We start from the raw sequence: 10028 nt of genomic DNA on the forward strand, positions 1-10028 counted from the left end.
GTTCAACACAGCGACGCTGCCCTTCTACTGGTCCGGTTTCGAGCCCGCCCGAGGCGAGCCCGAGACCGAACGCATGCTCACCGCGGCGCGCTGGTTCCGCGACCGCGGAGTGTCCCTCAAAGGGCATCCGCTGGCCTGGCACACCCTCTCCCCCGCCTGGCTCCTCGACGCGCCGACCGAGGAGGTCGAGCAGGTCCTCCGCGGCCGGATCCGGCGCGAGGTCACCGCGTTCGACGGGGTGGTCGACACCTGGGACGCGATCAACGAGCTGGTGATCATGCCGGTCTTCGACAACGAGGAGCGGCAGAACGCCATCACCCGGCTGTGCCGTCAGCTCGGCCGCCTCCCGATGGCACGTCTGGCGTTCGAGGAGGCGCGCGCAGCCGGCCCCGGCGTACGTCTCGTCCTCAACGACTTCAACATGTCCACGGCCTACGAGTGCCTCATCGAGGGTGTGCTCGAGGCGGGGATCCCCGTCGACGCGATCGGTCTGCAGAGCCACATGCACCAGGGCTACTGGGGTGAGGAGCGCACCTTGGAGGTCCTCGAGCGGTTCGCCCGCTTCGGCCTCCCGCTCCACCTCAGCGAGACGACGCTCCTCTCCGGCGACCTCATGCCGGCCGAGGTCGAGGACCTCAACGATCACCAGGTGCCCACCTGGCCCTCGACCCCCGAGGGCGAGGAGCGGCAGGCCGACGAGCTCGTCCGTCACTACCGCACCCTGCTCTCGCACCCGTCGGTCGAGGCGGTCACCTACTGGGGCCTCACCGATCTCGGGTCCTGGCTCGGCGCGCCCGCGGGGCTGGTGCGTGCCGACGACACACCGAAACCGGCGTACGACGCGCTCCACCGGCTGGTCAAGCAGGAATGGTGGCTGGGACCGACGCACCTACGCTCCGATTCCGAGGGGCGAGTCAAGGTGCGCGGATGGGCGGGTGACTACCGGGTCAGCGTCGAGGACTCGGCGGCCGCATTCGAGATCGCACCGGACAGCTCGCGAGCCGAGGTGACGGTCACGCGGTGACGCCGGTCGGCCTAAGGCGTCGGCGTCCAGTCGTCGTCCGGGATGCCGCCCTGCGGCAGCGTGAAGGTGTATCCCTCGGCGAGCTTCTCCGGGAGCACCGTCGCGACCGCGAGGACGGTGTTCTCGCGGTCGCCGCCACCGTCGTGGGCCAGGGCCACCGCGCCGGGCCGGATCGCGGCCCGGAGGTTGTCGGTCAGCGTCTCCTCGGACAGATCGTTGCCCTCCCAGTCGAAGATCACGTTGCCCAGCCCGAGCGGCTGCATGCCGAGGGTTGCGGCGACCTCGCCGGTGTGGCCCCAGCTGCCGTTGGGGGCTCGGAAGTAGGGCACTTTCTGAGTCGGGTCACCCAGCGCCTCTCGGATGGTGGCGAGGTTGGCCTCGAGGTCCTGCTCGACCTCGGCACGCGACCAGGTGCCCATGTCGGCGTAGGAGGTGGAGTGGTTGCACAGCGTGTGGCCCTCGGCGACGATCCGCTTCAGGATCTCCGCGCCGCGTGGAGCCGTGATGTTCTGACCGATGACGCAGAACACCGCGGTCACCTCGTGAGCCGCCAGGATGTCCAGCAACCGGTCCGTCTCGCCGGGGTTCGGGCCGTCGTCGAAGGTGAGTGCGGCCACCTCGCCCGTACCTCTCGCGGCGGCGAGCGGCGTCGACGTCGGACGGACCGCGCCTCCCGGCACGAACCCGGGGTCATGGCTGGGCTGCCAGTCGCTGCTCGACTTCACCGTCGTGACCATGTCTTCCCTCCCCGCGGCTGTCAAGCGCCGAGCCGTTCCCGCGAATCTGAGTACCCACGCTCATGCGTCGCACGCCCTCGATCCAGGAACCTGAAGACATGAAGCTATTCGTACGGCTGACCGTGATGGTCGGCGGCAGCGTCCTGTTCTCGATCGCAACCGACATCCTTGTCCGCACCGAGGACGCCACCATCGGCGCCGGCCTGCTCTACTTCGTGCTGCTGCTCGCCGTCTCCGGGCTCTGGGGTCTGTGGGACGGCTACCACGCGAAGCGTCTCGCGCCGGTGTTCGTGCGCTGGGCGCTGGTCGCCGGCGCGGTCGGCCTCAGTGGTCCGCTCCGGATCTGGTTCGAGGGGGACCGTGACTTCGGCGTGCTGTGGAGCGACCTGTGGAACCTGACCCCGTTCCTGGCCGGACTCGTCCTCGCCCCCGCCGCGGTGGGCATCGGCATCGGCTATGCGCTCAACCGCGGCGGGCGATCCCCTCTCGCCACGCGAGCACGGCCAGCTGCGTCCGATCGTTGAGCTGCAGCTTGCCCAGCACGTTGCTGACGTGACCCTTGACGGTCTTCTCGCTGAGCACGAGCCGTTCGGCGACCTGGCTGTTGGTCAGGCCGGCCGCGACCAGCCGCACCACGTCGAGCTCGCGGTCGGTCAGACTGCTGATCGCCTGGCTCGGTCGGTCGCGGCCGCCCCGCAGCTCGTCGACGACCCGCCGGGCGACCCGTGGGTGCAGCACGGCGTCGCCGCGGGCGGCGCTGCGGATCGCGTCGGCCAGGGCGTCGGACCCGATGTCCTTCAGCACGTACGACAACGCACCCGCGCGCAGCGCCGGGAAGATGTTCGCGTCGTCGTCGTAGGAGGTGAGGATGACCACCTGGCTGCGGGGGCTCGCCTCCTTGATCAGCCTGGTCGCGTCGACCCCGTCCATCCCCTCCATGATCAGGTCGAGCAGCACCACGTCGGGGGTCAGCTCGGCGGCGAGCTCGACGCCCTCCTCTCCGCTGCCGACGTCGCCGACGACCAGCAGGTCGGGCTGGGTCGAGAGGAAGGCACGTACGCCCTGCCGGACGATCTCGTGGTCGTCGACCAGGACGACCGAGATCTGCGTCATCGCGAAGCTCCCATCCGTACGGTGATCGTCGCTCCATGTCCGGGAGCGCTGTCCATGACCAGCTCGCCGCCGAGCGCTTCGGCACGCTCGCGCATCGAGACGAGCCCGACGCCGCCTGCGGCACGGTCCGGGTCGAACCCGATGCCGTCGTCGGTGATCGACAGGGCGACGGTCCGCTCCTCCGCCCGCAGCTCGAGGCGTACCGACGTCGCCCGGCTGTGGCGGGCCACGTTGGCCATCGCCTCCTGGGCGATCCGGAACAGGGCATGCTCGACGTCGGGCTGCGCGCGAAGGTCGGGCAGGTCGCCGCTGACGGTGACCCGGGCCTGGATGCCGTTCTGCCGCGACCAGTCCTGCGCATAGCCGCGCAGCGCGTCCGCAAGTCCGCGGTCCTCGAGAGCGGCCGGCCGCAGTTCCTGGATCACGAGGTTCAGCTCGGAACCGGCCTGGCGGGCCAGGAGCTCGGCGTGGTCGATCGCCTCCCGGGCGCGACGAACCGCTTCGGGCTCCGACTGCTCGCGGCCGGGCTCCCGGTCGAGCAGCGCCTGGGCGGTGCCGAGCTGCATGATCATCGCGAACACCCGCTGCTTGACGCTGTCGTGGAGGTCGCGGGAGAGCCGGTTGCGCTCCTGGGCGACCGCGAGCCGCTGCAGCTGGTCCTGTGCCTCGCGCAGCCGGGCAAGCGCCTCCTCGCCGTCGCTGCGGGCCTGCGCCATCCGGCGCAGCGTGTAGCCGAACAGCCCGCACAGCGGGAAGACGCCGAGGTTGAAGACGACCGCGAACCAGGCGTTGTCGGCATCCGCCGCGACCGAGGCTGCGCTGGAGATGATCCAGAACAGCCCGATCCACACGATCGAGGCGTGGTCGCCGAACACCAGGGGCACGTGGACGCTGAGCACGAAGAAGAGGAACACGAAGGAGGCGTAGTCCTCGGATCCGAGCAGCACCAGCCCCGCGATCATCGTCGTCTGGGTCGAGAACATGGCGACCCTGGCCGCCGTGCTCCGTGCCCTCGGGCCGAGCGCGGTCATCGCGCCGACCACGAGGCACAGCGCCACGGCGACCACTCTGCGGCCGTTGTCGGGCAGCCCGAAGGTCCCGAGCGCGCCCATCACGACGAGCGCACCGTAGCTGGACAGGTCGAGGAGACGCGAGGTGCGACGGTCCAGAGTTGGCATGGCGATGGCGGTCACTCCTGTTCCGCGGGTGACGCCGTCCGTCGGCGAACGAGCGAGACCAGCGTGAGGATAGCCAGCGCGAGAGCGGACACCAGCACCAGTGCCTCACCGACGAACGGATAGGCCGTGGCCTTCGCCCGGATCGGTACGTCGGCCATCACGGTGACGCGGTCGGCGGTGTAGTAGTCGCCGAACGCCAGCGTCTCCCCCAGGTGGTTCACGATGGTCGAGTGCCCGCCTCCGGTCGGCCGCATCAGGGTGAGCCCGTTCTCGACCGCACGGTACGTCGCGGCCTGGGCGTGCATCGCGTCGATCGGCTGCCAGTCGTTGGCCGGGACCAGAAGGATGTCGGCCCCCGCACGACCGGCCTGTCGCACCAGTGCGGGGAAGTCGGCGTCGTAGCAGATCACGGTCGAGAGCACCCCGTACGGCGTGGAGACGGTCGGCACCGTGCCCGGGCCGGGCTCGTAGACCTGGTTGTCGCCGAACGGGTGCACGGTCTTCAGGTAGTCCCAGATGACCTCACCGTCGGGTCCGATCATGACCGCATGGTTCTCGGCGTACGGGTGCTCCTGCGTCTCCCGGACCACCACCGTGCCGAGCTGCAGGTAGATCCCCTCGGCGCGGGCGACCGCACGCGCCCGGTCGACCAGCGAGTCCGAGTCCTCAGCCAGGACGAACACCGCCGCCTCCGCCCACGAGACGATCTCGGCCCCGTCTCGAGCCACCCGGACCGTACGCTCCAGCAGCTCGTCGGCCGCCGGCGCGAACTCCGCGCGGGCCGAGCGGCGTACCTCCGCCGTCCCGGCGGCCAGGTCCGGCAGGCTCGGGGCGTCCATGGCATCGGTCAGAGCGCGGTCGGCGGCCAGGCCGGCCACCCGGACGGTGTCCGGAGCCGGTCGGTCGAAGGCGATCCGGGCCTGCCCCGTGGCGAGGACGACCAGGGCGACTGCCGCCGCTGGGGCGAGCACCCGCCGCACCGTGGTTCGGGTCGCCCCCGTCGACCAGACCTCGTTCACCGACGCGGCGACCCAGCAGACCACGAACGTCACTCCCCAGATCCCGGTCACCGACACGATCTGGCGCAGGCCCGCGTCGGCGACGAAGGTGTTGGCCGACGACCCCAGCGTGCCGAGGCCGGTGAGGCTGATCAGCCACTCGGTGACCACGGCCGCTGCCGGGAAGACGAGCGTCGCGGGCAGCCCGCGGAGGCGGCGCGCGACCAGCCGGTCGGCGAGGTACGGGACGACGCCGAAGGCGCCGGTGAGACCCACGATCACCACCTCGGGCCACTCGAAGATCCCTCGCAGCGCGACGGTCTGAGCGACGCAGGTGACCAGGACGAGCACCGGCAGCCACACCCTCGCCCGGGCGGTCCGGGCGAACCGGAGCAGGAGCACCGGCGCCAGCCAGGCGGCCAGCGGCACGGTGGTCTGGAGTTGTGCGAAGGGCAGCACCAGAGCCCCGATCAGGAGCGGGATCCAGGCCGTCCGGAGTCGAATATCAGTGTTGTTCACCAGGTCCCTGGTGGCTGTCGGCATCATGGTCCCGACGCTAGGAGCCGATCCCGACCGCGACATCGGTCCGCAGAACCGAACCGACCGCGACCACAGACCCAGGAGGAAGCCGCAGATGACCACCTTCCGTGAAGCCATCGAGGCCAAGGACATGGACGCGGTCGAGTCGATGCTGGCCGAGGACGTCGTGTTCACCAGCCCGGTCGCGTTCAAGCCCTACCCCGGCAGGGCGATCACCGCCGCGATCCTGCGGGCGGTGGTGAAGGTGTTCGAGGACTTCACCTACGTACGCGAGATCCACGACGGCGCCCACCACGCCTACGAGTTCACCGCCAAGGTCGACGGCCTCGACCTCAACGGCTGCGACTTCCTCACCTACGACGACGAGGGGAAGATCGTCGACTTCAAGGTGATGGTCCGCCCGCTGCGGGCCGCCGAGGCCCTCGCCGCCCGGATGGGCGCACAGTTCGAGGGGATCAAGGCCGCCGCCGAGTCGAATGTGTTCTAGATCACATTGATCAGGTGTCAGGAAACAGCCCGCTGCCTCGCTCATCTCTCACCAGCACATCAGAGAGAAGGAGCATCGCCATGAACGAGTCACGCAGACACCACCTCATCGTGCTCGGAGCCGGCTACGCCGGAGCGTACGCAGCCGGCATCCTCGCCCGCCGACTGTCGCCGAACGACGTCGAGATCACCGTCGTCAACGCCGAACCGGACTTCGTCCAGCGTCTGCGGCTGCACCAGCTCGCCGCCGGACAGGAGGTCGAGGCGCCGAAGCTCACCGATGTCTTCGCCGGGACCGGAATCAACCTGCGTCTGGCACGAGTCCTCGACATCGACCCGACCCGCCAGGTCGTCGGTGTCGCCGACGCCGACGGCGGTGAGGAGATCGGGTACGACACCCTGGTCTACGCGCTCGGCAGCAGCGGCGCCTTCCAGGTGCCCGGCGCGGAAACGTACGCCTTCGACATCGCGAGCCGGCCATCCGCGCTCCGGCTTCGTCGTCGCCTCGACGCGCTGAGCCGGAGCGGACAGGGCGGAGAGGTGGTCGTGGTCGGCGATGGGTTGACCGGCATCGAGACGGCCGCGGAGATCGCCGAGTCCCGACCGGAGCTGGCGGTGACCCTGGTCGCCCGCGGTGAGCTCGGCGCCCGACTCTCGGCCGGCGCCCAGCGCCATCTGCGCCGGACCTACGACCGGTTGGGGGTCACCGTGGTCGAGCACACCTTGGTCGAGTCTGTCGAGGACACCCGCGTCCTCTGTTCCGACGGCACGGTGCTGTCTGCTGACGCCACCGCGTGGACGGCCGGGTTCGCGGTCAGCCCCATCGCCGCCGCCAGTGGCCTCGACGTCACCGAGTCGGGTCAGATCGTCGTCGACCGGATGATGCGGTCGACCTCGCATCCCAACGTCTACGCCGTCGGAGACAGCGTGCACGCGATCGGCGACAACGGCAAGCCGCTGCCGATGTCGTGCGGATCGGCCGGCTACACCTGCCGGCAGGCCATCGAGGCGATCATCGGCGAGCTCACCGGTCGCGACATCCCGACCACCAAGCTCGTCTACCCCGGCAACCACATCAGTCTCGGACGGAAGGACGCCATCTTGCAGATGGTCGACGAGCAGGGGCGACCCAAGCCCAGGCATGTGGGCGGCCGTCGGGCCGTACGCTTCAAGGCAGCCGTCCTCAGGATCGCGCTGTGGGCCGTCGCGCACCCCACCTTCGGTCTGCCCCGGCGCCGGCTGCGCCTGGCGACCTCGTCGCACCCGGTCGCGGAGCGCGTCGCAGCGTGAGCGAGGTCATCGACCGCTTCGACGCGGATCGCTTCGAGGCCAGCCGTGACCGGCTGGCCTCGCTGGCGTATCGCCTGTTGGGATCGGCGTCCGAGGCCGAAGACGCGGTCCAGGACGCCTACCTGCGGTGGCAGGGGGCCGACCGACAGCGGATCGAGGTGCCCGAGGCGTGGCTGGCCAAGGTCGTCACCAACCTCAGTCTCGATCGCCTGCGCTCGGCGCACATGCGCAAGGAACGCGCCAGCGCCTGGTTGCCCGAGCCCGTCCTCGAGGGCGACCCGATGCTCGGTCCCGCCGAGACGGTCGAGCAGCGCGAGATGGTCTCGCTGGCCGTACTTGCCCTGATGGAGCGGCTCGCGCCCGTCGAGCGCGGGGTCTACGTCCTTCGTGAGGCGTTCTCCTACACCCACGCAGAGATCGCCGACATGCTGGAGATCAGCGAGGCCGCGAGCCAGCAGCACCTGCACCGGGCTCGACGACGGGTGGCTGCCGGCCGGCGCCGCGGGCTCGTCGACGTCGATGCGGCCTCGGCTCGCCGGACCGTCGAGGCTTTCCTCGAGGCGGCGTCGACAGGCGACACCGATCGCCTGGTGGAGCTGCTCACCGACGATGCCACCGCGATCACGGACGGGGCCGGCCTCAGCGAGCGGATTCTGCGCTACGACACTCCTGGCAAGGTCGCGGCCATCGCGCGAGCCGGCTTCCGGCCGTCGCCCGCGAAACGGCGAATCGCCGGCGGCGTTCCGGTGATCCACTACGCGCTCGTGAACGGTGCGCCCGCGATCCTGGCCGTCGTGGACGACCGCGTCGTCGGAGTCGTCGCGTTCGACGTCCTCAGCGGCAAGATCTCCACGGTACGCGGGATCGCCTCACCCCAGCGGCTGGCACACATCGATGCCGTATGGGCACGGCAAGAGCAGGACTCGCCGATCATCGCCGAGTGGTGACTCCGCGACCGGTCGACGACCTCGAGCATGAGGACGTCAGCCTGCTGAACGTCCTTCCCGCCGCTCCTGCAGCCGCTGCTGGGCCTCGGGCAGGAACTTCAGGCACGGTGCGTCCGCCTCTGGGTGCTTCTGGGTGAGATGGAAGATCCATCGGTCCATCGCCGCCATGAAGCCGTTGTCCTCGCCGGCCCGATAGGTCGCCCACTTGATCCTGTCCCGGACGACGCACTCCGTGCAGGTGACCTTGTAGACGAACTGCTGCTGGGCGTCGAGATCGATCCTCACCGTGGCCAGGGGCCCGGCCTGCGAGGCTGCCTTCCTCTCACGAGCCGACTTGCTCGCTGTCATGCTGCACCTCGTTCCGGTCGGGACCCGAAGCCTACGTCAGCACGTCGTGACCACGTCGAAGCGGCCGCCCGCCGACTCCTGGAGGGTCGTCACGGTGGCGTCACCCTGACCCATGTAGTCCTCCGAGACATCGGCGTAGTACGGGTTGTAAGGGTTGGTGCCGTAGGAGTGGGCGCGCCCCGCGGCCTGGTGCTGGGCGTTGGTCGCCGAGCCGCAGTAGAGGCCGGGCTCGGTCGGCGGGTCGGTGGGCTCCTCTGTGGGCGGGTCGGTCGGCGGGTCGGTCGGCTCGGTGCTCCGATCGTAGATTCCGGCCATGACCTGCGCGTTCAGGGTGTTGTAGCCGGGCGCGACGAGGAGCACGCCGCCGTTCGGCGCCGCGGGCACCGCCACGACCATCCCGCGCGCGTCGGCCGTCACGGTCCAGTTGCCGGCGAGCAGATCGACGGTAGATGTGACGGTCGCCACAGGTCTATGTCGACCCGAACCACATTCCGCCGCCCGGATGTATCGATCCGGCGCCCGTCAGCGGTAGAGCTCCTCGTCGATGCTCGCCAACCGCGACGGATGCACCCGCTCCCCCAGCCCGTAGAACTGCTGAAAGCTCATCACCAGCGGCCGCCACCGATCCGGGTCTATCCGGTTGGGATGACCCTCGAGACGTACGTCCGGCATGACCCGCACCGCCGTCACCGCCACCTCCACGGCGAGCAGCTTCGACTCCCCGAGCTCGTGAAGCGCCGACACCGTCCCCTCGATGTGCACCGGGCACTCCGCGACCGACGTCGGCAGCACCGTGTCGGATCCGTACGCAGTCAGCCCGGCATGCGCGTACTTGTCGGCCACGTGCACATAGCCACGCTCCGCCTTGGCCACCGACATCGCCGCGTTGCCCGTCGTCAGCGCGAGTCGGTCCACCTGGGTCACCAGGTCGACGCTGGGAAGATTGAGAACGATCTCGGGCCGCTCCCTCAGGTTGCGCGCAGTCTGCGACGACCCACCGATCCCGAGGACCGCCGTACGACCCAGCCAGAACACCGACGACATCGGCATCAGGTTCGTGGTGCCGTCCTCGTTGAGCGTCGAGAGCAGCACCACCGGCGTGCCGAAGTAGAGGATGGCCGGATCGATGTCCACATGCGTACCCATGCCTCGAAACCTAGAGCGCCTCACCGGCGACTTCCGGCGGGTATCCGACGGCGCAATCAGGGCCGGCGGGTGAAGCGGATGGTGCCGTCGGGTAGTCGTTCGTGGGTGTAGCCGGGGTTGTGCGCCAGGCGGTGATGATGCGGGCAGAGCAGGGCGCCGTCTTTGAGGTTGGTCTTTCCTCCGGTGGCCCAGGGTTCGAGGTGGTGGGCGTCGCACCATTC

13 protein-coding genes are annotated in these 10028 nt (G+C 69.8%); 5 read left to right on the forward strand and 8 right to left on the reverse strand.

Annotation, left to right across the window (positions count from 1 at the left end):
- The coding region (locus ACFVJS_RS22500) for an endo-1,4-beta-xylanase (protein ID WP_378885152.1) at positions 1-1024 on the forward strand (1024 nt) is incomplete at its 5' end.
- 11 nt (positions 1025-1035) lie between these two features.
- Here ACFVJS_RS22500 and ACFVJS_RS22505 read toward each other — a convergent pair.
- Positions 1036-1761 (reverse strand): polysaccharide deacetylase family protein, encoded by a 726-nt coding sequence (locus ACFVJS_RS22505; protein WP_378885155.1) that lies wholly within the window; start codon positions 1759-1761, stop codon positions 1036-1038.
- A 98-nt stretch (positions 1762-1859) separates the two neighbouring features.
- Here ACFVJS_RS22505 and ACFVJS_RS22510 point away from each other — a divergent pair, with 98 nt between their 5' ends.
- Positions 1860-2285 carry a hypothetical protein gene (locus ACFVJS_RS22510; protein ID WP_378885157.1) on the forward strand — a complete coding sequence of 142 codons (426 nt, stop codon included), beginning with the start codon at positions 1860-1862 and terminating at the stop codon, positions 2283-2285.
- Here ACFVJS_RS22510 and ACFVJS_RS22515 read toward each other — a convergent pair.
- The 3 genes from ACFVJS_RS22515 to ACFVJS_RS22525 are packed head-to-tail and all read right to left on the reverse strand — an operon-like array spanning position 2224 to position 5596.
- On the reverse strand, positions 2224-2874 hold the full coding sequence (locus tag ACFVJS_RS22515) for a response regulator (RefSeq protein ID WP_378885160.1): 651 nt from the start codon (positions 2872-2874) through the stop codon (positions 2224-2226). The genes ACFVJS_RS22510 and ACFVJS_RS22515 overlap by 62 nt on opposite strands.
- A complete protein-coding gene (locus tag ACFVJS_RS22520; protein WP_378885163.1) occupies positions 2871-4052 on the reverse strand; it encodes a sensor histidine kinase in 1182 nt (393 codons plus the stop codon). The genes ACFVJS_RS22515 and ACFVJS_RS22520 overlap by 4 nt, the downstream gene beginning before the upstream one ends.
- Positions 4053-4063: 11 nt before the next feature.
- Positions 4064-5596 (reverse strand): nitrilase-related carbon-nitrogen hydrolase, encoded by a 1533-nt coding sequence (locus ACFVJS_RS22525; protein ID WP_378885166.1) that lies wholly within the window; start codon positions 5594-5596, stop codon positions 4064-4066.
- A gap of 88 nt (positions 5597-5684) precedes the next feature.
- Here ACFVJS_RS22525 and ACFVJS_RS22530 point away from each other — a divergent pair, with 88 nt between their 5' ends.
- From ACFVJS_RS22530 to ACFVJS_RS22540, 3 genes are all read left to right on the forward strand, one after another.
- Positions 5685-6077 carry a nuclear transport factor 2 family protein gene (locus tag ACFVJS_RS22530; protein ID WP_378885169.1) on the forward strand — a complete coding sequence of 131 codons (393 nt, stop codon included), beginning with the start codon at positions 5685-5687 and terminating at the stop codon, positions 6075-6077.
- 80 nt (positions 6078-6157) lie between these two features.
- A complete protein-coding gene (locus ACFVJS_RS22535; RefSeq protein WP_378885172.1) occupies positions 6158-7366 on the forward strand; it encodes an NAD(P)/FAD-dependent oxidoreductase in 1209 nt (402 codons plus the stop codon).
- A complete protein-coding gene (locus ACFVJS_RS22540; protein ID WP_378885175.1) occupies positions 7363-8313 on the forward strand; it encodes a sigma-70 family RNA polymerase sigma factor in 951 nt (316 codons plus the stop codon). Before ACFVJS_RS22535 ends, ACFVJS_RS22540 begins: the two co-directional genes overlap by 4 nt.
- A 36-nt stretch (positions 8314-8349) precedes the next feature.
- On the opposite strand, the gene ACFVJS_RS22545 is transcribed toward ACFVJS_RS22540, so the two are convergent.
- The 4 genes from ACFVJS_RS22545 to ACFVJS_RS22560 form a co-directional block, all read right to left on the reverse strand.
- The gene (locus tag ACFVJS_RS22545) at positions 8350-8661 is read right to left on the reverse strand and encodes a hypothetical protein (protein WP_378885178.1); all 312 of its coding nucleotides are present in this window, start codon (positions 8659-8661) and stop codon (positions 8350-8352) included.
- Between the two features lie 36 nt (positions 8662-8697).
- Positions 8698-9126 carry a hypothetical protein gene (locus tag ACFVJS_RS22550; protein ID WP_378885181.1) on the reverse strand — a complete coding sequence of 143 codons (429 nt, stop codon included), beginning with the start codon at positions 9124-9126 and terminating at the stop codon, positions 8698-8700.
- Positions 9127-9183: 57 nt separating this feature from the next.
- A complete protein-coding gene (locus tag ACFVJS_RS22555; protein ID WP_378885183.1) occupies positions 9184-9807 on the reverse strand; it encodes a flavin reductase family protein in 624 nt (207 codons plus the stop codon).
- 56 nt (positions 9808-9863) lie between these two features.
- A partial coding sequence (locus tag ACFVJS_RS22560; protein ID WP_378885185.1) for an HNH endonuclease occupies positions 9864-10028 on the reverse strand: 165 nt, incomplete at its 5' end.

The organism is Nocardioides sp. NPDC057772 (genome assembly GCF_042798075.1).
Lineage (GTDB): Bacteria > Actinomycetota > Actinomycetes > Propionibacteriales > Nocardioidaceae > Nocardioides.

Excerpts from the sequence above, each read along its gene's own strand:
- ACFVJS_RS22525 (WP_378885166.1), bottom strand. The coding sequence starts at position 5,596 with ATGATGCCGACAGCCACCAGGGACCTGGTGAACAACACTGATATTCGA.
- ACFVJS_RS22555 (WP_378885183.1), bottom strand. The coding sequence starts at position 9,807 with ATGGGTACGCATGTGGACATCGATCCGGCCATCCTCTACTTCGGCACG.
- ACFVJS_RS22510 (WP_378885157.1), top strand. The coding sequence starts at position 1,860 with ATGAAGCTATTCGTACGGCTGACCGTGATGGTCGGCGGCAGCGTCCTG.
- ACFVJS_RS22520 (WP_378885163.1), bottom strand. The coding sequence starts at position 4,052 with ATGCCAACTCTGGACCGTCGCACCTCGCGTCTCCTCGACCTGTCCAGC.
- ACFVJS_RS22530 (WP_378885169.1), top strand. The coding sequence starts at position 5,685 with ATGACCACCTTCCGTGAAGCCATCGAGGCCAAGGACATGGACGCGGTC.
- ACFVJS_RS22535 (WP_378885172.1), top strand. The coding sequence starts at position 6,158 with ATGAACGAGTCACGCAGACACCACCTCATCGTGCTCGGAGCCGGCTAC.
- ACFVJS_RS22545 (WP_378885178.1), bottom strand. The coding sequence starts at position 8,661 with ATGACAGCGAGCAAGTCGGCTCGTGAGAGGAAGGCAGCCTCGCAGGCC.
- ACFVJS_RS22505 (WP_378885155.1), bottom strand. The coding sequence starts at position 1,761 with ATGGTCACGACGGTGAAGTCGAGCAGCGACTGGCAGCCCAGCCATGAC.
- ACFVJS_RS22515 (WP_378885160.1), bottom strand. The coding sequence starts at position 2,874 with ATGACGCAGATCTCGGTCGTCCTGGTCGACGACCACGAGATCGTCCGG.